At 71.1% G+C, this 21,221-nt stretch carries 20 protein-coding genes; 7 read left to right on the top strand and 13 right to left on the bottom strand.

What is annotated here, in order from left to right; genetic code table 11:
• Positions 1-31: 31 nt before the first annotated feature.
• From ACWEV3_RS22885 to ACWEV3_RS22835, 11 genes are all read right to left on the bottom strand, one after another.
• On the bottom strand, positions 32-1,177 hold the full coding sequence (locus tag ACWEV3_RS22885; protein ID WP_452615857.1) for an MCE family protein: 1,146 nt from the start codon (positions 1,175-1,177) through the stop codon (positions 32-34).
• Entirely contained in the window at positions 1,177-2,328 is a 1,152-nt protein-coding gene (locus tag ACWEV3_RS22880) for an MCE family protein (RefSeq protein ID WP_452615856.1), read from the bottom strand. The genes ACWEV3_RS22885 and ACWEV3_RS22880 overlap by 1 nt, the downstream gene beginning before the upstream one ends.
• Positions 2,325-3,476 (bottom strand): MCE family protein, encoded by a 1,152-nt coding sequence (locus tag ACWEV3_RS22875; protein ID WP_452615855.1) that lies wholly within the window; start codon positions 3,474-3,476, stop codon positions 2,325-2,327. Before ACWEV3_RS22875 ends, ACWEV3_RS22880 begins: the two co-directional genes overlap by 4 nt.
• Positions 3,476-4,495 carry an MCE family protein gene (locus tag ACWEV3_RS22870; RefSeq protein WP_452615854.1) on the bottom strand — a complete coding sequence of 340 codons (1,020 nt, stop codon included), beginning with the start codon at positions 4,493-4,495 and terminating at the stop codon, positions 3,476-3,478. Before ACWEV3_RS22870 ends, ACWEV3_RS22875 begins: the two co-directional genes overlap by 1 nt.
• Positions 4,492-5,529 carry an MCE family protein gene (locus ACWEV3_RS22865; RefSeq protein ID WP_452615853.1) on the bottom strand — a complete coding sequence of 346 codons (1,038 nt, stop codon included), beginning with the start codon at positions 5,527-5,529 and terminating at the stop codon, positions 4,492-4,494. The genes ACWEV3_RS22870 and ACWEV3_RS22865 overlap by 4 nt, the downstream gene beginning before the upstream one ends.
• Positions 5,526-6,851: an MCE family protein gene (locus ACWEV3_RS22860; protein ID WP_452615852.1), complete on the bottom strand. Its 1,326-nt coding sequence runs from the start codon at positions 6,849-6,851 to the stop codon at positions 5,526-5,528. The genes ACWEV3_RS22865 and ACWEV3_RS22860 overlap by 4 nt, the downstream gene beginning before the upstream one ends.
• Positions 6,848-7,699, bottom strand: a complete 852-nt coding sequence (locus tag ACWEV3_RS22855; RefSeq protein WP_452615851.1) for an MlaE family ABC transporter permease — start codon at positions 7,697-7,699, stop codon at positions 6,848-6,850. The genes ACWEV3_RS22860 and ACWEV3_RS22855 overlap by 4 nt, the downstream gene beginning before the upstream one ends.
• 4 nt (positions 7,700-7,703) lie before the next feature.
• Positions 7,704-8,435, bottom strand: a complete 732-nt coding sequence (locus ACWEV3_RS22850; RefSeq protein ID WP_132489696.1) for an MlaE family ABC transporter permease — start codon at positions 8,433-8,435, stop codon at positions 7,704-7,706.
• A 180-nt stretch (positions 8,436-8,615) separates the two neighbouring features.
• The gene (locus ACWEV3_RS22845) at positions 8,616-9,362 is read right to left on the bottom strand and encodes a glucose 1-dehydrogenase (protein ID WP_452615850.1); all 747 of its coding nucleotides are present in this window, start codon (positions 9,360-9,362) and stop codon (positions 8,616-8,618) included.
• A 1-nt stretch (position 9,363) separates the two neighbouring features.
• Positions 9,364-10,872, bottom strand: a complete 1,509-nt coding sequence (locus ACWEV3_RS22840; RefSeq protein WP_452615849.1) for an aldehyde dehydrogenase family protein — start codon at positions 10,870-10,872, stop codon at positions 9,364-9,366.
• A gap of 43 nt (positions 10,873-10,915) precedes the next feature.
• On the bottom strand, positions 10,916-11,797 hold the full coding sequence (locus ACWEV3_RS22835; RefSeq protein WP_452615848.1) for a 3-oxoacyl-ACP reductase: 882 nt from the start codon (positions 11,795-11,797) through the stop codon (positions 10,916-10,918).
• Between the two features lie 477 nt (positions 11,798-12,274).
• Here ACWEV3_RS22835 and ACWEV3_RS22830 point away from each other — a divergent pair, with 477 nt between their 5' ends.
• From ACWEV3_RS22830 to ACWEV3_RS22820, 3 genes are all read left to right on the top strand, one after another.
• The gene (locus ACWEV3_RS22830) at positions 12,275-13,453 is read left to right on the top strand and encodes an acyl-CoA dehydrogenase family protein (protein WP_452615847.1); all 1,179 of its coding nucleotides are present in this window, start codon (positions 12,275-12,277) and stop codon (positions 13,451-13,453) included.
• A gap of 121 nt (positions 13,454-13,574) precedes the next feature.
• The gene (locus ACWEV3_RS22825) at positions 13,575-14,672 is read left to right on the top strand and encodes an acyl-CoA dehydrogenase family protein (RefSeq protein ID WP_452615846.1); all 1,098 of its coding nucleotides are present in this window, start codon (positions 13,575-13,577) and stop codon (positions 14,670-14,672) included.
• A gap of 1 nt (position 14,673) precedes the next feature.
• A complete protein-coding gene (locus ACWEV3_RS22820; RefSeq protein WP_452615845.1) occupies positions 14,674-16,251 on the top strand; it encodes a long-chain-fatty-acid--CoA ligase in 1,578 nt (525 codons plus the stop codon).
• Here ACWEV3_RS22820 and ACWEV3_RS22815 read toward each other — a convergent pair.
• Positions 16,239-16,976 carry an SDR family NAD(P)-dependent oxidoreductase gene (locus tag ACWEV3_RS22815; protein WP_452615844.1) on the bottom strand — a complete coding sequence of 246 codons (738 nt, stop codon included), beginning with the start codon at positions 16,974-16,976 and terminating at the stop codon, positions 16,239-16,241. The two genes, ACWEV3_RS22820 and ACWEV3_RS22815, sit on opposite strands and share 13 nt — an antisense overlap.
• Positions 16,977-16,999: 23 nt before the next feature.
• Entirely contained in the window at positions 17,000-18,157 is a 1,158-nt protein-coding gene (locus tag ACWEV3_RS22810) for an MFS transporter (protein ID WP_452615843.1), read from the bottom strand.
• A 79-nt stretch (positions 18,158-18,236) separates the two neighbouring features.
• Between ACWEV3_RS22810 and ACWEV3_RS22805 the strand changes: the two genes are divergently transcribed.
• The 4 genes from ACWEV3_RS22805 (at position 18,237) to ACWEV3_RS22790 (ending at position 21,100) form a co-directional block, all read left to right on the top strand.
• Positions 18,237-18,668, top strand: coding sequence for a MarR family winged helix-turn-helix transcriptional regulator (locus ACWEV3_RS22805; RefSeq protein WP_452615842.1), 432 nt, complete (start codon positions 18,237-18,239; stop codon positions 18,666-18,668).
• A gap of 161 nt (positions 18,669-18,829) precedes the next feature.
• On the top strand, positions 18,830-19,336 hold the full coding sequence (locus ACWEV3_RS22800; protein WP_452615841.1) for a SigE family RNA polymerase sigma factor: 507 nt from the start codon (positions 18,830-18,832) through the stop codon (positions 19,334-19,336).
• On the top strand, positions 19,329-19,691 hold the full coding sequence (locus tag ACWEV3_RS22795) for a hypothetical protein (RefSeq protein WP_452615840.1): 363 nt from the start codon (positions 19,329-19,331) through the stop codon (positions 19,689-19,691). The genes ACWEV3_RS22800 and ACWEV3_RS22795 overlap by 8 nt, the downstream gene beginning before the upstream one ends.
• Positions 19,688-21,100 carry a DUF2079 domain-containing protein gene (locus ACWEV3_RS22790; protein WP_452615839.1) on the top strand — a complete coding sequence of 471 codons (1,413 nt, stop codon included), beginning with the start codon at positions 19,688-19,690 and terminating at the stop codon, positions 21,098-21,100. The genes ACWEV3_RS22795 and ACWEV3_RS22790 overlap by 4 nt, the downstream gene beginning before the upstream one ends.
• Positions 21,101-21,221 lie beyond the last annotated feature (121 nt).

Genomic DNA, 21,221 nt, shown 5'->3' with positions numbered 1-21,221 from the left:
TATAGCGACACAAAGTACACACGGCCAGCGCTCACGGCACGAACGGGGGTGGTGGTGCTACCGGGTCCGGGACCGGGGCTCGGGGGGCGTTCTGGGAGCCTCGGACGCTGATCACGCTGCCCGGGGGTTCCGCGCAGTGCAGGTCTTCGTTCGTCGGGCCCGGCGCCGTTTCGCTTCCCGGGCGGCGGGGCGTGCCCTCGTAGCCCCTGGTGCAGGCGATCGGGTTGAAGAAGTTCAGCACCAGGCCGAGGTGTCCCGTGCCGTCCGGCGACAGCGTGTGGGAGAACGCCGAGATCACCGGCAGCGCCACCAGCATCTGCTCCATCGCCGGGCCGCGCACGTCGGTGATCTGCATCGTGGTCAGCATGTTCGCCACCACCACGCCGAAATCCGTGCCCGCGCTGCGCAGCAGCGCGTCGACCTCCTGGCTCGCCGCCGGCGCGCCGTTGATGATCCGCCGCAGGTCCGGGTCGGATTCCTTCAGCCGCCCGGAGATCTCGCGCAACCCGCTGCTGAACGACACGATCTGCTCCGACTGCTGCTGCTGGGTGCGCAGCACCACGTCGCTGTTGGCCAGCAGCCCGGTGGTCTGCGGGAGGTGCTGGTCGGCGGCGGCCGTCACCGAACTCGTCGCGTCCAGCATGCGTTGCAGGTGACCGCCGGTGCCGTCGAACGCCGTGCCGACCTCGTCGACGACCGTGCGCAGGTCGTCGACCGGGACGCTGCCGACCAGCCGGTCCAGGTCGACCAGCAGCGATTCCGGCGCCGGCGGCAACTCGGTGCGCTCCTGCTCGATCACCGATCCCGACGCCAGGTACGGGCCGCCGTCGCGCTCCGGGCGCAGGTCGAGGTACTGCTCCCCCACCGCCGAGCGGTTGGCCACCGCGACCCGGGCGCCCGCCGGGATCGGCGGCGCGGCGTCGTCGATGTGCAGGTCGACGTCGATGCCCGCGTCGGTGAGCCGCATCTCGGTGACCCGGCCGACCGCGACGCCGCGGTAGGTCACCTCGGAATTGGTGAACAGCCCGCCCGAGTCCGCCATCCGCACCGTCACGGTGTAGCCGCTGCCGCCGAAGTAGCGGTCCAGCCCGGCGTACTGCCCGCCCGCGTAGCCGATGCCCACGACCGCCAGCACCATGAACAGCCCCAGCCGGATCTTGGTCTTCCGCGCAAACATCAGCGTCCTCCCAACTGGATCGGGGCCGGGACCGGCGGCATCGACTGCGGAGCCGGGATCGGCAGCGGCGGCAGGGCCGGGGCCGGCGGTGGCGGCCGCAGTCCCGGCTGGCCCGCGTCGCTGAGGCCGGGGATCGGGATCAGCGGGCCGGAGGAGCGGGTGAGGTTCTCCATGATCGTGCTCAGGTCCAGGTCGAACCGCACGTCCGCGTTGACGAAGTCGCCCTTGAGCGGCTTCATGACGTACTCCGGGAACGGGTAGGTCGCGAGGTAGGCGATGGCGTCCGGCAGCGCGTCGCCGGTCTCGGCGAGCTTCTGCAGCGTCGGCGCCAGCGCATGCAGGTCGGCGACCATGTCGTCCTTGCTGCGGTTGACGGTCTGCACCGCCACGCCGGAGAGCTGGTCCAGCGACTGCAGCATGGTGACGAGCTGGCCGCGCTGCTCCTCCAGGGTTCGCAGGCCGGGGCCCAGGCCGTCGATCGCGCCCGCGATCTGGTCGGTCTGCCCGCGCAGCGTCGACGAGAGCCGGTTGAGGCCGTCGATGGCGCGGGTGATGTTGTCCTTCTGCCCGTCCAGCCGGGTGACCGTTTCGTTGAGATTTCCCAGCAGCGAACGGATTTCCGCCTCGTTGCCAGTGAACGCGCCGTTGAGCTCGCGCACGATGTCCTGCAGCTGCGCCACGCCGCCGCCGTTGAGCAGCATCGACAGCGCACCGAGCACCTCTTCGACCTGCGGGTTGCGGTTGGTGCGTTCCAGCGGGATCACCGCGCCGTCGGCCAGCGCGCCCTCGGCCGCGCTGGTGGGTGCTGTGAGCTCGACGAACTTCTCCCCCAGCAGGCTCGATTGCCGCAGCTGGGCGTCGGCGTTGGCGGGCAGCCGGACGTCGCCGTTGACCGACATGTGCACCAGCGCTGTGGTGTTGTCGGGGCTCAGCTCGATCCGCTCCACCCGCCCGACCGCGACGTCGTTGACCTTCACGTTGGACTGCGGCACCAGGTCGAGCACGTCGGCGAAGTGCGCGGTCACCCGGTACGGGTTCGAGCCCAGCTCCGCGCCGCCGGGCAGCGGAGCGTTGTAGAGACCGGTGAATCCCGCCGTGCCGCAACCGGACACCAGCAGCGCCGCCAGCAGCACCGGCGCGAACCGCTTCATCGGGGGCCTCCTTGCTGGGCGGCGTCCACCAGCGGCAGCGGCGGCAGTTCGCCCTGCTGCAGGTGGTGCATGGTTTCGCCGATCGACGGCAGCTGCAGCTTGCCGTCCAGGTACGGCGCGAGCTTGTCGCAGGCGTCCTTGAGGCCCTGCGGCACCGGCTCGGGCATGCTGTGCTGGATCAGCTTGCACACCATCAGCACCGGCGGGTGGGTGAGCTCGTTGAGGTGGCCGCGGACCGTGACGCTGCCGGAGGCCGCGTCGTAGGAGTTGATGAAGTTCGTCGCGCCCAGCGGTGCGACGTCGAGCACCTCCGCCAGCGCCTGGCGCTGGTCCACCAGCTGCTGCGTCACGCCCGTCAGGTTGTCCACATTGGACGTCATGAGTTCCCGGTTGTCGCGGATGAACCGGGAGACGTCGTCCAGCGCGACGGCCAGCGAGCTCAGCGCGGCACCCATCTGCTGCTGCTCACCGGCCAGGAATCCGGTGACGTCGTCGACCCGCCCGTAGAACTCCTGGATCTGCCGGTCACTGGCGGCGAGCGTCGCGGTGAAGGTGTTCAGGTTGTCGACCGTGGCGAACAGGTCGCCCTGGTTCTCCTGCAGGGTGCCGGCAAGGTCGCCGAGCTGCTTCACCGTGGCGTTGAGGTCCTTGCCGTTGCCCTCCAGCGCGGCGGCCGAGGTGGACAGCACCTCGGACAGCGCTCCGGTGCTGTTCGCGCCGTCCGGGCCGAGGGCCTGCGCGAGCGCGTTGGCGCTGCGGTAGAGGTCGTCGAGCTCGGCGGGCGTCGCGGTGCGGTCCTTGGCCAGCACCGCGCCCGAAACCAGTTCGGCGCCACCGGAATAGGCCGGGGTGAGCTGCACGTACCGGTCGCTGACCAGGCTCGGCGCGACCACCACGGCCTTCACGTCGGCCGGGATCTGCACGTCGTCGTCGACGTGCATGTCCACCCGCACCACGTCGCCCTGCGGCACGACGCCGTCGATCCTGCCCACCTCGACGCCCAGCACCCGCACGGTGGATCCGGCGTAGACCCCGACGGTGCGGTCGAAGTACGCGGTGATCTGCTTCCCGGGATCGGTGAACAGCCACCACAATCCCGCGCTGACGAGCAGCGCCAGCGCGCATCCGATTCCGACCACTTTGGACATCAGCCACCTCCGACGGGCCGGGTCGGCACCGGGATCTCGCAGGACGTCGTGTTCGTCTGCAGCGGCCCGGCGTTGATCGCGGGCGGGAACAGACCGCACAGGTAGCCGTCGAACCACCGGCCGTTGCCCACCGTGTTGTTGAAGCCGCGCACGTAGGGCGCCATCGCCGCCACGACGCGGCCCAGGTCGTCCTGGTTGCGCTGCAGCATCTCGGTCAGCTGGTTGAGCTGCTCCAGCGTCGGCCGCAGCTGCTGCTGGTTGTCGGCGACCAGGCCGCGCAGTTCGTCGGAGAGCCGCTGGGTTCCGATCAGCAGCGCCGAAATCGCCTCCCGGCGGTGCTGCAGCTCGGTCAGCAGCAGGTTCCCGTCCGAGATGAGCCGCTGCACCTGATCGTCGCGGTCCGCGACGATCTTGCTCACGCCGCTGGTGTTGCGCAGCAGTTCGGTGAGCTGCTGGTCGCGCGAAGCGATGGTCTGCGACAGCTGCGAAAGCCCGTCGATCGCCTGGCCCATGTGCTGCGGCGCGCCGCGGAAGGTGTCTGCCAGGACGCGGAAGCTCTGCGCTAGCTGCTGGGTGTCGACCTGGTCGGCGGTGCGGGTGAGCTGGTCGAGCGCGTCCGGGATGTCGAACGGCGCGGCGGTCCGCTCGACCGGGATCGGCTCCGCGAGCTCCTCCGCGCCTTCCGGTTGCAGCGCCAGGTACTTCTCGCCGAGCAGCGTCTTGATCTCGATGCTCGCCCGGCTGCGGTCGCCGATCTGCGCGCCGTCGACGCGGAACGACACCAGGACCCGGTTTCCCGCCAGCGAGACGTCGGTGACCTCGCCGGACTTGACCCCGGCGATCTGCACGTCGTTGCCCGCCGCGAGCCCGGCCGACTCGGAGAAGTAGGCCTCGTAGGTGGTGCCGCCGCCGATCACCGGCAGGTCCTTGGCGAAGAACGCGCCCAGCGTGGCGCAGGTGATGAGCACGACGGCGACCAGGCCGACGACGGCCTGGTTCCGCTCCCGCAACCGCTTCATGACGGCTTGCACCTCTCCGGCATCTCCGAGGCCGGCAGCGGCAGGATCGGGATCGAGATGTTGATCTCGGAGATCCCGACCGTGCCCGAGATCCGGCACAGGTAGAAGTTGAACCAGCTGCCGTAGCTGACGGTCCTGGTCAGCGCGTTGAGCCGCTCCGGGATGTTCTGCAGGTCGGCCTCCAGCTTCGGCTGCTCGGCGTTGAGGATGCCGGCGACCCGGTTGAGCTCGCCGATGCTGCTCTGCAGCGGCGGCCGCGCTTCCTCCAGCATTCCGGCGGTGGTGTTGGAGAGCTCGCCGAGCGCGGCGACGGCCTCCCCCACCGGCTTCCGCTGCTCGGCGAATCCGCTGGTCAGCTGCTGCATCGAGGTGATCAGCTCGCCCAGCTGCGGGCCGCGCGCGTTGACGGTGGTCAGCACGGCGTTGAGGTTGTCGATGACCTGGCCGATCACCTCGTCCTTGCGGGCGATGGTGGACGTCAGCGACGCGGTGTGGGCGAGCAGGCTGTCCACCGTGCCCGCCTCGCCCTGCAGCACCTGGACGATCTCGCCCGAGAGCTGGTTGACGTCCTGCGGTGAAAGCGCCTGGAACAGCGGCTTGAACCCGTTGAACAGCGCGGTGAGGTTCAGCGCCGGATGGGTCCGCTCCAGCGGGATCTCGCCGCCCGGCGGCAGCACGTCCGCCGGATCGCGCAGCGCCGCGTCCAGCGCCAGGTAGCGCTGGCCGGCGAGGTTGCGGAACTTCACGGTCGCGGCGGCGTCGCGCGGGAGGCGCCGGCCGGCGTCGAGGTCGAAGCGGATCAGGGCGTGCTTGCCGTCGACGACCTCCAGCCCGGTCACCCGGCCCACCTTCACGCCCGCCATCCGCACGTCGTCGCCGACGTCCAGGCCGGAGGCGTCGGCGAACCGCGCGTGGTATGAGTCGGCGGAGCCGGAGGTGGAGGCGGCGATGGTCATCGCGAGCACCCCGGTGAGCGTGATCGTGACCGCCGCGAAGATCAGCAGCTTGACCAGCGGCGCGACTATCGACCTCATTTCACCGTCACCTCCGCCCCGCGGTACACCGGGCCGACCAGCAGCCCGCTCCAGTCCGGCACGTCCGAGCGCGGCACGCCCATCTGCGGCGCCAGCAGCGTCGACAGCAGGTCCCGCTCAGCAGGCGTGTTCGCCACCGACTGCGACGTGGTGGACGCCGGTTTCTGCTTCCACGGGAACACTTCGTCGCGGTCGCGCGGCGGCTCCGGGAACACGGAACCGTCCTGCACCGGCCCGCCCGGCGGGTACTGCGGGAAGGTGTCCGGCGCCTCGACCCACGGGTAGCAGCGCGGCCCGCGCTGGTCCAGGTACTTCGGCGTGTCCACGCCCGGCAGGTACTTGCCGCGGCTGCCGGTGATCTCGATGGTGAACTTGGCGATCTCGGGGTTCTCGGTGCCCTTGCCGAAGGATCGCTCGGCGTTCGGGATCGAGTCCGCGAACTGCTTGAGCATGCAGGGGTACTCCGGGGCGTATTCGGCGAGGAGTTCCAGAGTGGACCTCGATGTGCCGGTGAGGTTGATCAGGTTGTCCTCGTTCAGCGCCAGGAACCGGTTCAGGTCGTTCGCGCTGCCGGTGACGGTGCCCAGCATGGTGTTCAGCGCCTGCCGCTGCTCGGCGATGGTCTTGCTGGTGGTGGTCAGGTCGGACAGCGCCTGCGCGAGGTCGGGCGCGGCCTCGGCGTAGGTGTCGGCCACGTCGTCGATGCGCGCGATGACCGACTCCAGCTTCGGCAGCGACGGGTTCAGCCGCTCCAGGTAGCCGTCCAGCTGCACGAGCGTGTCGCCGAGCTGCTCGCCGCGGCCGTCCAGCGCCTGCGACACCGCGGTCAGCGTCGTCGAGAGCTTTTCCGGTTGCACCGCTTGCAGAACCGGCAGCAGGTCGCCGAGCACCTTCTCGATCTCGATCGCCGATCCGCTGCGGTCCTGCGGGATGACGTCGCCGGAGGCCAGCGCCCGCGAGCCGGCGTTCTCCGGGATGTGCAAGGAGACGTAGCGCTCCCCGAACAGCGTCTTGGGCAGCAGCCGCGCCGACGCGCTCGCCGGGATCAGCTCCGCCTGGTCCGGCCGCAGTGCCAGGTCGAGCACCGCGTGGTCGCCCTCGGCGCGCACGCCGCGCACCTCGCCGACCACCACGCCGCGCGCCTTGACGTCGGCGCCCACCCGCATCTGGTTGCCGATCCGGTCGGTTTCGAGGCTGACCGCCACGACCGGCGTGAACGCCTTGCGGTACATGGCGATCGTGCCCGCGACGAACATCCCGGCCGCGACCAGGAACACCACTCCGAGCGCCTGGTAGCGGCGCCTGCTCCGCCGGCCGTTCATCCCGAGATCCGAACCGTCGTGGTGGAGCCCCAGATGGCCAGGCTGAGGAAGAAGTCCAGCACCGCGACCAGCACGATCGAGGTGCGCACCGCGCATCCCACCGCGACGCCGACACCAGCCGGGCCGCCGCGCGCGGTGTAGCCGTAGTAGCAGTGCGTCAGGATCACCGCGATGCTGAACACGATCACCTTGCCGAAGGACCACAGGACGTCCTCCGGCGGCAGGAACAGGTGGAAGTAGTGGTCGTAGGTGCCCGCGGACTGGCCGTAGAACCACACGGTGATCTGCCGGGACGCGAAGTACGAGCCGAGCAGCCCCACCACGTACAGCGGGATGACGGCCGCGACCCCGGCCAGCACCCGGCTGGTCACCAGGTATGGCAGCGTCCGCACGCCCATCACCTCCAGGGCGTCGATCTCGTCGGAGATCCGCATTGCGCCCAGCTGCGCGGTGAACCCGCAGCCGACGGTCGCCGACAGCGCCAGGCCCGCCGACAGCGGCGCGACCTCGCGGGTGTCGAAGTAGGCGGCGACGAACCCGGTCAGCGCCGAGGTGCCGAGCTGGTTCAGCGAGGAATAGCCCTGCAGGCCGACGATCGCGCCGGTCGCGACGGTCATGCCGATCATCACGCCGAGCGTGCCGCCGATGACGGCCAGCGCGCCGCTGCCGAACACGACCTCGGTGAGCAGCCGGGCGGTTTCGCGGTAGTAGCGGCGCAGCGCGACGGGCGCCAGGGCGAGGGCGCGCAGGTAGAACGACAGCTGCCAGCCCAGTTCGGCGAGCGCGTCGCCGGGCCCGCGGGTGATCCGCCGCCGCAACGGGGCGGCGACCGGGTCGACGACGGCCATCGGCTCACAATCCCTTCGGGGGCACGAGTTGCAGGTAGATCCCGGTGAGCACCAGGTTGATCAGGAACAGCAGCAGGAACGTGATCACCACGGCCTGGTTGACCGCGTCGCCCACGCCCTTCGGCCCGCCGGCCGGGTTGAGGCCGCGGTAGGCGGCGACGACGCCGGCGACGAACCCGTAGAGCAGCGCCTTGAACTCGCTGATCCACAGGTCGGGCAGCTGCGCGAGGGCGTTGAAGCTGGCCAGGTACGCGCCGGGCGTGCCGCCCTGCAGGATCACGTTGAAGAAGTAGCCGCCGAGCACGCCGACGACGCTGACCATGCCGTTGAGCAGCAGGGCGACCAGCACCGCGCCGATGACGCGGGGCACGATCAGCCGCTGGATCGGCGAGATCCCGAGCACCTCCAGCGCGTCGATCTCCTCGCGGATGGTGCGCGCACCGATGTCGGCGCACATCGCCGACCCGCCGGCCCCGGCCACCAGCAGCGCGGTGATCAGCGGGCTGGCCTGCTGGAGGATGGCCAGCGCGCTGGCGGCGCCGGTGAACGACTGGGCCCCGATCTGCTGCGTCAGCGACCCGAGCTGCATCGCGATGACGGCGCCGAACGGGATCGCCACCAGCGCGGTCGGCAGGATCGTGACGCTGGCGAAGAACCAGGCCTGCTGGATGCACTCGCGGACCTGGAAGGGCCGCCGCGGCACGGCCCGCAGCACCTCCCACCCGAGCGTGGCCATCCGCCCGACCTGCGCGAACGCCCCAGCACTCCGCACTGCCACCAGCTCACCTCCCGATCCGCGCTGATCCGGGGTCCCGCAATTTCAATGGAAATCGGACCTTCGATTTCCATTGAAATTGCGGAGGAACCCACCCCATCGGGTGTGGAACCGTCCGGGATGCCCTTGCCTCTCGCCTGGTCAGGCGAGTGCGTGCGTTGCCGTTGCGCCGCCGTCGGCCGTGAACTCCGCGCCGGTGCAGTAAGAGCTCTCGTCGCTGGCCAGGAAGACCGCCAGCGACGCGATCTCCTCCGGCTGCCCGACCCGGCCCAGCGCGACGCGCTTGCCGACGTGGTCCATCGGGACCTGGCCGCCCGCCGCCTCGTGGATCATCTGGGTGTCGATCGCCCCGGGATGCACCGAGTTGACCCGGATGCCCAGCTTGCCGAGCTCCATCGCGGCCACCTTCGTCATCCCGCGGATGGCGAACTTGCTGGCCGAGTACGCCACCAGCAGCGGCATGCCGCCCAGACCCTCCACGGAGGACACGTTGATGATCGAGCCGCCCGCCTCGCGCATCGCCGGGATCACCTCCCGCATGCCCAGGAACGTGCCGATCTGGTTGACCCGGATGACCCGCTCGTAGTCGGCCAGGCTGGTGTCCGCGAGCTCCGAGAAGTGCAGCACCCCGGCGTTGTTGACCAGCACGCCCACCGACCCGAGCTCGCGCGCCGCCCGCACCGCGTCGACCCAGTCGTCCTCCGAGCCGACGTCGAGGTGCTGGTACACCGCGGCCGGGCCGAGCTCGTCGGCGAGCTCCTTGCCCGCCTCGTCGGCCACGTCCGCCAGCAGCACCTTGGCGCCCTCGGCGACGAAGCGGCGCGCCGTCGCCGCGCCCTGGCCGCGCGCGGCGCCCGTGACGATCGCGACCTTGTCCGCTAACCGCATGTCACATCAACTCGTCGGTCAGCGGCAGCAGCACGGTCTTGAGCTCGGTGTACGCCTCGAACGCGGAGCGGCCGCCCTCCCGGCCGAGCCCGGACTGCTTGTAGCCGCCGAAGGGCAGGTGCGGCTCCACCTGGAACCCGTTGATCCCGACCGTGCCGGTGCGGATCCGCTTCGCCACCCGGAACGCCCGCCGGACGTCCGATGTGTACACCCCGGCGCCGAGGCCGTACTCGGAGTCGTTGGCCATCCGCACCGCCTCGTCCTCGTCGGTGAACGGCACGACCGTCAGCACCGGGCCGAAGATCTCCTGCTGCGCGACGGTCATCGCGTTGTCGACGTCGGCGAAGATCGTCGGCTGCACGAAGTTCCCGGCGCTGAGGTCGCCGTCCGGCCGTCCGCCGCCGGTGACCAGCCGCGCGCCTTCCTCGCGGCCCTTGTCGATGAAGCCCAGCACCCGGTCCAGCTGCCGCTGGTTGATCAGCGGGCTGGACAGCACGCCCGCGTCGAACGGGTCGCCGTAGGTGACCGAGCCGGCGATCAGCTCGGCGGCGCCGACGAACTCGTCGTAGGCGTCCCGGTGCACGAGCGCGCGGGTGTGCGCGACGCAGGCCTGCCCGGAAAGACCGAGGGTGACCATGCCCATCGCGGTCATGCCCGCCAAGCCCACGTCGGCGTCCGGGAAGACGATGGCCGGGCTCTTGCCGCCGAGTTCCAGCGACACGCGCTTCATGGTGCCCGCGGAGGCCTCGACGATGCGGCGGCCGACCTCGCGGCTGCCGGTGAAGCTCACCTTGTCCACCTGCGGATGCGTGATCAGCGCTTCGCCGGTCGGGTCGCCGGGGCCGGTGACGACGTTGACCACGCCATCCGGGATACCGGCCTCCAGCAGCAGTTCCACCATCCGCAGCACGCTGAACGTCGCGTACTCCGACGGCTTCAGCACCACGGTGCACCCAGCGGCCAGCGCGGGCGCGATCTTCTGCGCGAACAGCAGGAACGGCGCGTTCCACGGCAGCACCGCGGCGACCACGCCGACCGGCTCGCGGAAGGTCATCGCCAGGTGGTCGCCGCCCTGGTACGGCGGCAGCGTGTCGCCGCCCGCCTTGTCGATCCATCCGGCGTGGTGGTCGAAGACGTCGGCCGCCACGTCCACCGATCCCGCGTAGACGGTGCCGAACGACAGCGGCACGCTGTTGTCCAGCGCCTGGCGGGCCCGCAGGTCGTCGGCGTTCTCACGCAGCAGGTCGGCGCAGCGGCGCAGCAGCCGCACCCGCTCGCCGGCGCGGATGGTCGGCCACGGGCCTTCGTCGAACGCCCGGCGCGCGGCGCGGACCGCGTCGTCGACGTCGTCGGCATCGGCGATGGCGAAGTCGCCGACCGCCTCGCCGGTCGCCGGGTGGTGGTGCGTCCAGGTCCGGCCCGCGCGGGCCTGCCGCCACTCGCCGTCGACCAGCAGCAATCCGTCTTTGAGCGCCGCGGCGTCGAGATGCTGCCGCACGGTCAGGGCCATCTGGCTCCTCCTCGCCTGGGGACTCTCTTGGCTGTGGGTATGGCTAGGGCAGGGAAAGCAGTTCGGCGCTGGCGAAGTTGCGTTCCGGGTCGCGCTGCGCGAAGTAGGCGCCGACGGTGCCGGCCAGCTCGTCCTCCGTCCACAGCGGACCGCCGGTGTCGAAGCGCTGCTCGACGACGGGCGCCGCCATCAGCGCGATCATCCCGCTGTGCACCACGAAGACCTGTCCGTTGATCGCCTGCGCACCGGGGCCGGCCAGGTAGGCGACCAGCGGCGCGACGTGATCGGTCGACAGCGGGTCGACGCCGGTTTCCGGTGCCGGGCCGAAGACTTCCTCCGTCATCGCCGTGCGCGCCCGCGGGCAGATGGCGTTCGCCCGCACACCCATCCGCCCCAACGCGCGCGCCGTGGACACGGTCAGCGCCGCGATGCCCGCCTTGGCCGCCGCGTAGTTCGGCTGCCCCGCAGAGCCGAGCAGGAACGCCTCCGAAGCGGTGTTGATCACGCTGCCGCAGGTCGATCCGGTCTGCTTGTACTCGTCCCGCCAGTGCGCGGCGGCGTTGCGGGACAACAGGAAGTGGCCGCGCAGGTGGACGCGGATCACGTCGTCCCACTCCTGCTCGGTCATCTTGAACAACATCCGGTCCCGCAACACGCCGGCGTTGTTCACCACCACGTGCAAGCCGCCGAAGCGCTGCACCGCGGTGCCGACCAGCTCGTCGGCGACGGCGCTGTCGGAGATGTCCCCGGCGACCGCCACGGCCTTGACGCCGAGCTCCTCGATCTCGGCCACCACCGCCGCCGCACCATCGGACACGTCGTTGACCACGATGTTCGCACCGGCCCGGGCCAGGGCCAGCGCCTCCGCGCGACCGAGCCCCGCACCTGCTCCGGTGACGATCGCGACTTTCCCGTCCAAGCTCACCGCGCCTCCCGGCTCAGTCGAAGGTCACGATCTGGCGGACCATTTCGCTTCCCCTTGAGCACCGCTGCCTCCACCGGTTGGCCACCTCACCGTGATCGCCCGCACTGTTATCCAAGACACATTAGAACGTGTTCTCACTTGCAATCAAGAGCCGGGGAGCAGATCGGGGAATATTCGCCGAATCCGCTGATATCCGACGTTGCAACCAGTTCTACCGATTCGCGCAGACCCGCCATCCGAGCCACACCGATCGGTCATCCAGCCCGCACAACGAGCCACCCGGCCCCGGGTGACTGCTCCATTCGGGGACCGATCCGAGCGCCGCGCCATCATAGAACCGGTTTTCACGACCGCACGCGGCGCGCCGCTAGCGAAAAATCACTCGTGGCAGCCCGATGTATCGACCACCTCGCCACATCCGGACTATGGTTGGTGAAACATGTTCCACACGCTCTCCCGTCGACGCAGGAGGGATGCATGCGCATCGCCTACACGCCCGAGCAGGAGCAGCTGCGCAAGGAGCTGCGCCGCTACTTCGGCAAGCTCATGACACCGGAGCTCCGCGACGAACTGACCGCGCACGGCGACTACGGCGACGGCGCGGCCTACAAGCAGCTGGTCCGGCAGATGGGCGCGGACGGCTGGCTCGCGCTGGGCTGGCCGGAGGAGTACGGCGGGCAGAACCGGAGCATGCTGGACCAGCTGATCTTCACCGACGAGGCGGCGATCGCCGGCGCCCCGGTGCCGTTCCTGACGCTCAACAGCATCGCGCCGACGATCATGCGCTTCGGCACCCCGGAGCAGAAGTCGCACTACCTGCCGAAGATCGCGGGCGGCGAGATCCACTTCGCGATCGGCTACTCCGAACCGGAGGCGGGCACCGATCTCGCCTCGCTGCGCACCACCGCCGACCGCGATGATGCCGAGTACGTGATCAACGGCCAGAAGATGTGGACCAGCCTGATCCAGTACGCGGACTACGTGTGGCTGGCCTGCCGGACCGACCGCGACGCGAAGAAGCACCGCGGCCTGAGCATCCTGATCGTGCCCACGGCCGCGCCCGGCTTCTCCTGGACGCCGGTGCACACCGTCGCCGGACCGTCCACCAGCGCCACCTACTACCAGGATCTCCGCGTGCCCACGTCCGCTCTGGTGGGCGCCGAGAACGAGGGCTGGCCGCTGATCACCAACCAGCTCAACCACGAGCGCGTCGCGCTCACCTCCGCCGCCCCGCTGCGGCTGGCGCTGGACGAGGTGCAGGAGTGGGCGCGGGAAACGCGGCTCACCGACGGGCGCCGGGTGCTGGACCAGGAGTGGGTGCGGCGGCATCTGGCGCGCGTGCACGCCGGGGCGGAGTTCCTCAAGCTGGTCAACTGGAAGATCGCGACGACCGCGGAGCAGCAGCCCGCGCCGGCCACGGCGTCGGCGACCAAGGTGTACGGCACGGAGTTCGCCACCGAGGCCTACCGCCTGCTGATGGAGGTGCTGGGCAGCGCCGCGTACGTGCGGCAGGGCTCCCGGGGTGCGGCGCTGCGCGGCCGGATCGAACGAATGCACCGCTCGTCGCTGATCCTGACCTTCGGCGGCGGGACCAACGAGGTGCAGCGGGACATCGTCGCCGCGGTGGGCCTCGGCCTGCCCCCGTCGAAGCGCTAGTCGTGAGCGATCGTGCCAGTGGGAACCGGCACGCACGACCCACACACCACACTCGTGAGCGATCACTCCGGCAAGAACCGGAATCACCGTTCGCCGCGGTGAAGGCCCCTAGGGAGGGTTCATGGACTTCTCGTGCACCGAGGCGCAGCTCGATCTGGGCGGGCTGGCCAGGGAGATCCTCGACGATCGCGTGACGAACGAGCGGCTGCGCGAGGTCGAGCGCGGGCCGGACCGGTTCGACCGTGCACTGTGGACTGATCTGGCGCGGGCGGAGGTGCTGTCGGCGGCCTTGCCGGGTTCCGTCGGCGGCGGCGGTTTCGGGCTGCTGGAGCAGTGCTCCGTGCTGATCGAGCTGGGCCGCGCGGTCGCCCCGGTGCCCTACCTCGCCTCGATCACCACGGCCACGGCGGCGTTGGCCCGCTTCGGCGACCCCGATCAGCAGCAGCGCTGGGGCGTCCCGGCGGCGAAGGGGGAGCTGGTGCTGACCGCCGCGCTCACCGAGGAGCACAACCCCGACCCGCGCCATCCCGCCTGCCGCGCCGAGCGCGCCGGCGACGGCTGGGTGCTCACCGGCACCAAGACCACGGTCCCGGCCGGCATGGTCGCCGATCTCGTGCTGGTTCCCGCGTCCACATCGGACGGAGTGAGGGTCTTCCTCGTCGAACCTGCGCAACTGTCGGTGGAGCGGCAGCGCATCGTGGACGCCGACAGCGAAGCGTGGCTGGAGCTCGACGGCGTGCGGGTCGGCGACGACCGGGTGCTGGGCGACGATCCGGCGGCGCTGGACTGGCTGCTCACCCGGGCCACCATCGGCACCTGCGCGCACCAGGTCGGCGTCCTCGAACGGGCGCTGGAGCTGACCGCCGAGTACGCCCGCGAACGCGTGCAGTTCGGGCGGCCGATCGGCAGCTTCCAGGCCGTCGCGCAGCGGCTGGCCGACGCGTTCATCGACGTGGAGGCCGTGCGGCTGACGCTGTGGCAGGCGGCGTGGCGGGTCGACGAGGGGCTGCCGTGCGCGACCGAGGTGGCCACCGCGAAGTTCTGGGCGGCCGACGCCGGGCACCGGGTGGCCCACACCGCGGTCCACGTGCACGGCGGCGTCGGCATCGACGTCGACCACCCGCTGCACCGCTACTTCGTCGCGGCCAAGCGCAACGAGTTCTCCTTCGGCGGCGCGGCCGACCAGCTGGGCCGGCTCGGCGACGCCCTGGCGGTCTGACATGACGCCGACGGTGACCGAACTCCTGCTCGCCCGCGCCGACGACGACAGCTGCGGGCTGCGGTTCGAGGACCGCGCCTGGACGTGGTCGGCGAAGGTCCGCGCCTGCGCCCAGTACGCCTCGCTGCTGGAATCCCTGCGCCGCCCCGGCCCCTTCCACGTCGGTGTCCTGCTCGGCAACGTCCCGGAGTTCGTGTTCCTGCTCGGCGGCGCGGCCCTGTCCGGCGCGGTGGTCGTGGGCCTGAACCCGACGCGGCGCGGGGCGGCGCTGGCGCGCGATGTCCGGCTGGCGGACTGCCAGCTGGTCGTCACCGACAGCGCGCACGCGGAGCTGCTGGACGGCCTCGACCTCGGGGCGGCGGAGCTGCTGGTCATCGACGAGCCGCCGTGGCAGGCGCTGCTCGCCGAGCACGCCGGCAGCGCGGTCGATCCCGTGCCCGCGACGCCCGATGATCTGCTCGTCCTGGTGTTCACCTCCGGCACCGGCGGCGAGCCGAAGGCGGTTCGCTGCACGCACGGCAAGATCGCCGCGCCCGGCCGGATGCTGGCCGACCGGTTCGGCCTGACCGGCGACGACGTGACCTACGTGTCGATGCCGCTGTTCCACTCGAACGCCCTGATGGCGGGCTGGGCGGTCGGCCTGGCCGCCGGGGCGGGCATCGCGCTGCGCAGCCGCTTCTCGGCCTCGGGCTTCCTGCCCGACGTGCGGCGCTTCGGCGCGACCTACGCCAACTACGTCGGCAAACCGCTCTCGCACATCCTCGCCACCCCGGAACGGCCGGACGACGCCGAGAACCCGCTGCGCGTGGTGTACGGCAACGAGGGCAACGAACGGGACCTGGCGCGGTTCGGCGAGCGGTTCGGCTGCCGCGTCGTCGACGGTTTCGGCTCTTCGGAGGGCGGCGTCGCGGTGGCCCGCACTCCCGACACGCCGCCCGGCGCGCTGGGCAGGCTCCCCGACGGAGTCGCGGTGCTCCACCCGGACACCGGGAAACCCTGTGCCCGGGCGGAGTTCTCCGCCGACGGCCGCCTGCTCAATCCCGGTGAGGCGATCGGCGAGCTGGTCAACACCGCCGGTTCGGGCTGGTTCGCGGGCTACTACAACGCCCCGGAGGCCGACGCGGAGCGGATGCGCGACGGCATGTACTGGAGCGGCGACCTCGCCTACCTGGACGCGGACGGCTTCTGCCACTTCGCGGGCCGTTCGGCCGACTGGCTGCGGGTGGACGGCGAGAACCTCGGCACCGCGCCGATCGAGCGAATCCTGTTGCGCCACCCCGAGATCACCGAGGCCGCCGTGTACGGCATCCCGGACCCGCAGGTGGGCGACCAGGTGATGGCCGCGCTGGTCGCGACGCCCGGGTTCGACCCCGCGACCCTCCACGACTTCCTCACCGCCCAATCCGATCTCGGCCCCAAGCAGTGGCCCCGCTACGTCCGGCTCGCGGCGGAACTCCCCCGCACCGCGACCTTCAAGGTCGTCAAGCGCCAACTCGCCGCGGAGGGCCGCGAAACCGCGGACCCGGTCTGGCACCGTTCGACCACCCGCTACTCCCCGGTGTCCGATCAGGCCAGGTAGCCGCCGTCGACGTCGAGGACCGCGCCGGTGATGAACGACGCGCCGGGCCCGGCCAGGAACGCGATGGCCGCCGCGACCTCCGTCGGCCTCCCGAACCGGCCCAACGCGTTCGCCGAGCGCTGGACGTCGGCGAACGGCCCTTCGTCGGGGTTCATCTCGGTCGCCACCGAGCCGGGCTGGACGACGTTGACGGTGATGCCGCGCGGCCCCAGGTCCCGGGCGGCGCCCCTGCTGTAGCCGGTGATCGCGGCCTTCGTCGACACGTAGTCGGCGACGCCCGGGAACCCGGCGCGGGTGGCCTGCATGGAGCCGACCGTGATGATCCGCCCGCCTTCGCCCATCGTCCGCGCGGCGGCCCGGATGGCCGCGGTGACCCCGCCGACGTTGACGGCGAACTGGCGCTCCAGGGCGGCCGGATCGGCATCGGCGTCGACCCGGCCGGGGACGAAGCTCGCGGCGTTGTTCACCAGGATGTCCAGCCGCCCGAAGTCGGCGGCCACGGCTCCGACGAGATCGGCCACCTGCCGCGGATCGCCCTGGTCGGCCCGGTACGCGGCGGCCCCGTCGAGCTCCGCCACCACTTCCTCGGCTCGGTCGCCGGACCTGGCGTAGCTGATCGCCACCGTCGCCCCCTCGGCCGCCAGCGCCCGGGCGGTCGCCGCCCCGATGCCGCGCGATCCGCCGGTCACCAGCGCGACCTTGCCGCTCAACTTCTTGCCATTCATGGGAAATTCCTCGTCTCTCGGTGTCAGCAGCGGTGGGCCGGCTGGCGGTCGCGCTGCAGCATGAAGCCCGCGATGCCCAGCCCGGCCACCGTGAGCAGGGCGCCGACGAGGTAGATCGACCGCAGGCCGAGGCCGCTGTCGATGACCTGCCCGCCCAGCCACCCGGCGAAGGCGGCGGCGACCTGGAAGCCCGCGGCGTTGACCGCCACCGCCAGCGTGGGCGCGGAACCGGCGGCGGCCAGCACGCGGGCCTGCATGCCCGGGATGATCGCGAAGGCCAGCACGCCGATCACGAACGTCAGCACCGCCGCGGGCACCTGCATGCCGCCGACCAGCCAGAACAGCGCCAAGGTCCCGGCCAGCACGGCGAGCAGACCGGCCACCGAGGGCATCAGGGCCTTGTCCGCCAGCCAGCCGCCGAGGAAGTTCCCGGCCACCGCGCCCGCCCCGTAGACCAGCAGCAGCACCGGGACCGCCCCGGCAGCGAAGCCGCTGACGTCGGTGAGCAGCGGGGTGATGAACGAGAAGACGGTCACCACGCCCACGTTGCCCACCGCGGTGAGGCCGATCGCCAACTGGACGTCGCGGCGCGCGAGCACGCGCAGCTCGGCGAGGACCGGCCCGGTGGCGATCGCGGGCTGGGCGGGCACGAAGCGCAGCACCAGCAGCAAGGCGACGCCGACGAGCGCGGCGACGGCCGCGAACGTCGCCCGCCAGCCGAAGTCGTGACCGATGAAGGTGCCGATCGGCGTGCCCAGGATGATGCCCAGGTTCATGCCGAGGGCCACCTTCGCCACGGTCGAGGCCTGCTTGTCCGCCGGGGCCATCGAGACGGCGGTGGCGATCGCGACGGCGAAGAACGTGGCCACGACCAGGCCGGCGACGAACCGCGCCACCAAGAGCACCGGGTAGTCCGGCGCCACCGCCGAACCGAGGTTCCCGGCGAGGGACACGGCGATGAGGCCGACGATGAGCGGTTTGCGGGCCAGTCGCGCGGTCAGGACGGTGACCACCGGTCCCCCGACGATCATGCCCAGCGCGTAGGCCGTCACCAGCAGGCCCGCCGCGGGGAGCGACACCGACAGGTCGGCGGCGACGTCCGGCAGGATGCCCGCGATCACGAATTCCCCGGTGGTGAAGCCGAAAACGACCAGCATCAGGGACAGCAAGGGAAGCGGCACGGAACCCCCAATTAGTTCGAACTCACATGATGTGAATTAGAACTACCACAGTTCGAATCATCGCCGCTAGACTCGACCCATGGCGAGGGATCCGTCGACGAGCAGCCAGATCGACCGGGACGTCTGCAAGCTGGTGCACCAGTTCGCGCAGACCCTCGACGTCCACGTGCGCCGCGTCGCCGAGGAACTGGGCCTGACCGCGTCGCAGGTCGTCGCGCTCCGCGAGCTCTCCGAACCGATCACGGCACGAGAGCTCGCCGCCAGGATGTCCTGCGAGGCATCCAACGCCACGTTCGTGCTGGACCGGCTCGAACAGCAGGGCCTGGTCGAGCGCCGGCCGCACCCGACCGACCGGCGCGCCAAGCAGATCGTGCTCACGCCGGCAGGCCGGCGCAGCCGGACCACCGTGGTCCGGCGGCTGAGCACCCGGTCCCCGCTCGCCCCGCTCTCCCCGGAGCAGCAGGAAACCCTGCGCGAGCTGCTGCAAGCGCTCGTCGAGCCCCGCGACTAGTCGCGCCCGGCGCCGATCCGCTGTCCTAAGTGGACTTGCAAGGCGTCGCGCAGACGTGATGGTGATCACATCGGAGCGGAAATCCTCCCGCGATGTCAACCCGGAACGTCCTAGCCGAGTACAGGGTTCATGAGGGACACCGCACGGGGGTTACGCGAGTCTTGACGGTCGAAGAGTTCGAGGAGTTCTACGCGCTGTCGGCCAGGCGGCTGATCGGTCAGCTGTGCCTGGTCACCGGTGATGTCCACGAAGCCCAGGACGTGGTGCACGAGGCATTCGCGCGGGCGTGGGCGCACCGGAGCGCGCTGCTCCACGACGGCGCGCCGGAGGCGTGGGTGCGCGTCACCGCCACCCGGGTGGCCATCAGCCGGTGGCACCGCGCCAAGCGCGCGACGCAGGCGTGGGCCCGGCTCGCCGGCCAGCGCCCGGCCGTCGCGGACGAGCCGGACCCGGGAGGGCTCCTCACGCTGTCCGCGATCCTGCGGCAGCTACCGCCGAGGCAGCGGCTCGTGATGGCGCTGCACTACGTCTGCGACCTGTCCGTCGCGCAGATCGCCGAGGAGGCCGGGATGTCCACCGGAACCGTGAAGACCCACCTGGCACGGGGCAGGGCCGCGGTGGCGGCGCGGATGGACGACATGTTGCGCGCGGAGGACCACGGTGCCTGACCACCACTTCGAGCCCGCCGAAGCGGCGGAAGACCAGGTGCGCGCGGCATTCCGCCGCGCCGCCGCCGAAGCCGAGCGGCACGCGTCTCCGTTGCCCGCCGGCGAGATCACCAAGCGCGGCGGGCGGCGGCTGCTGCGCCAGCAGATCGCCGCCGGGGTCACCGGCGCGGCCGCCGTGGTGGCGATAGCCGTCGCGGTCACCGTGACCACCGACGGCCGCGAGCAGCAGCCCGTGGTCCCCGCCGGCCCGGCGCCGACGCTCACCACGTCCGCCGTGACGGCGGTCGTCCCGTCCTCGTCCGCCTCGAACCCGCCCATCACACCCAGCACCCCGATCACGACGGAGTCCCGATGAGCACCACCACCGCCGTTCCCACCACCGCCGCGGCCCGCGGCCACCGCGCGGTGTCGAACCAGGCGGTCCTGTTCCTGCTGTGGGCGGTGTTCTTCGGCTGCTACGCCTGGCTGTCGTTGTCCCGCTACAACAACTACGGCTCGATGTCGTTCGACCTGGGCATCTTCGAACAGGTCGTGCGCTCCTACGCCGAGGGCCGGATGCCGGTCGCGGACCTGCTGGGCCCCGGGTTCGTGATCTTCGGCGACCACTTCAGCCCGGTGCTGGTCCTGCTCGCGCCGCTGTACTACCTGTTCCCCTCCGCCCAGACGCTGCTCGTCGCGCAGGCGGCCCTGTTCGCGCTCTCGGTCGTGCCGGTCACCCGGACCGCCACCCGCCTGCTCGGCGGCACCCGGGGGTGGACCGTGGGCGTCGCCTACGGCCTGTCCTGGGGCGTGCAGCGGGCCGTCGACTTCGACTTCCACGAGATCTGCTTCGCCGTCCCGCTCGTCGCCTTCGCCCTGGAGGCGATGCTGGCGCAGCGGTGGTGGCGCGCGCTCGCGCTCACCGCGCCGCTCGTGCTGGTCAAGGACGATCTCGCCCTCACCGCGGCGGCGATGGCGCTGGTGCTGGCCTGGTGCGCCAGGCACGACAAGCGGTTCGCCCGGGTCGCCGTGGCGAGCGCCGTGCTGTTCGGCGTCATCTGGGCCTGCGTCACGCTGCTGGTCATCCCCTCGTTCAGCCCGACGGGCGCGTACCGGTACTGGGACAAGATCTCCGGCGACACCCCCTTCCCCGCCTCGCTGCTGGAGGGCGTGGACGAGAAGTTCAGCACCACGCTGTGGCTCCTGATCCCGACGACGGGCCTGATCGCGCTCCGCTCGCCGGTGCTGCTGGTCATCCTCCCGACGCTCGGCTGGCGGTTCGCGTCCGTCGAGGAGCACTACTGGAGCACGGACTGGCACTACAACGCCGTGCTGATGCCGATCGTCACGCTCGCGATGGTCGACGCGATCGCCCGGCTGCGCGAGACGCATCCGTCCTGGTTGCGGGGCTACGCCTCGCACCTGCCGGGGCTGGTCCTGGCGGCGGCGGCCGCACTCAGCTTGATGCTCCCGATCGGGCAGCTGACCAAGAGCAACGACGAGCGCTTCGACCAGGACCCGGTCGCCGCGGAGAGCGTGCTGAGCCAGATCCCGGACGGCGCCACGGTCCTGGCCAACAGCCCCACGATCGCGCACCTCACCGACCGCTGCCGGGTCTTCTTCCCCGGCAACACCGAGGGTTTCGTCCCGGACTACGTCGCCGTCTACGAGCCGGACAAGACGGCCGAGGAGATGCGCGACTACGCCAGGGAATACGGCGGGGCCAGCTTCCACGTCCTGTCGGAGGACGAGGGATTCTGGGCCCTGCGCCGAGATACCTTGTAGCACGGGCTTTTACCTTTGAAGCGGCGCCAGCCGCTTAGCCCACCCTCGCAACCGGCACCGCCGCGGGTTCTCAGACGTCGTCTGGCGAGGACAGCCCCGACGCCGCGTATTGGACATACGT

Source organism: Saccharopolyspora sp. NPDC003752, assembly GCF_053605825.1.
Note: the sequence above shows the minus strand (reverse complement) of the source record. Positions and strands in the feature narration are given on the sequence as shown.

Coding starts and splice junctions, on each gene's coding strand:
- ACWEV3_RS22885 (WP_452615857.1), bottom strand. CDS start 1,177: ATGTTTGCGCGGAAGACCAAGATCCGGCTGGGGCTGTTCATGGTGCTG.
- ACWEV3_RS22880 (WP_452615856.1), bottom strand. CDS start 2,328: ATGAAGCGGTTCGCGCCGGTGCTGCTGGCGGCGCTGCTGGTGTCCGGT.
- ACWEV3_RS22875 (WP_452615855.1), bottom strand. CDS start 3,476: ATGTCCAAAGTGGTCGGAATCGGATGCGCGCTGGCGCTGCTCGTCAGC.
- ACWEV3_RS22870 (WP_452615854.1), bottom strand. CDS start 4,495: ATGAAGCGGTTGCGGGAGCGGAACCAGGCCGTCGTCGGCCTGGTCGCC.
- ACWEV3_RS22865 (WP_452615853.1), bottom strand. CDS start 5,529: ATGAGGTCGATAGTCGCGCCGCTGGTCAAGCTGCTGATCTTCGCGGCG.
- ACWEV3_RS22860 (WP_452615852.1), bottom strand. CDS start 6,851: ATGAACGGCCGGCGGAGCAGGCGCCGCTACCAGGCGCTCGGAGTGGTG.
- ACWEV3_RS22855 (WP_452615851.1), bottom strand. CDS start 7,699: ATGGCCGTCGTCGACCCGGTCGCCGCCCCGTTGCGGCGGCGGATCACC.
- ACWEV3_RS22850 (WP_132489696.1), bottom strand. CDS start 8,435: ATGGCCACGCTCGGGTGGGAGGTGCTGCGGGCCGTGCCGCGGCGGCCC.
- ACWEV3_RS22845 (WP_452615850.1), bottom strand. CDS start 9,362: ATGCGGTTAGCGGACAAGGTCGCGATCGTCACGGGCGCCGCGCGCGGC.
- ACWEV3_RS22840 (WP_452615849.1), bottom strand. CDS start 10,872: ATGGCCCTGACCGTGCGGCAGCATCTCGACGCCGCGGCGCTCAAAGAC.
- ACWEV3_RS22830 (WP_452615847.1), top strand. CDS start 12,275: ATGCGCATCGCCTACACGCCCGAGCAGGAGCAGCTGCGCAAGGAGCTG.
- ACWEV3_RS22825 (WP_452615846.1), top strand. CDS start 13,575: ATGGACTTCTCGTGCACCGAGGCGCAGCTCGATCTGGGCGGGCTGGCC.
- ACWEV3_RS22820 (WP_452615845.1), top strand. CDS start 14,674: ATGACGCCGACGGTGACCGAACTCCTGCTCGCCCGCGCCGACGACGAC.
- ACWEV3_RS22815 (WP_452615844.1), bottom strand. CDS start 16,976: ATGAATGGCAAGAAGTTGAGCGGCAAGGTCGCGCTGGTGACCGGCGGA.
- ACWEV3_RS22805 (WP_452615842.1), top strand. CDS start 18,237: ATGGCGAGGGATCCGTCGACGAGCAGCCAGATCGACCGGGACGTCTGC.
- ACWEV3_RS22790 (WP_452615839.1), top strand. CDS start 19,688: ATGAGCACCACCACCGCCGTTCCCACCACCGCCGCGGCCCGCGGCCAC.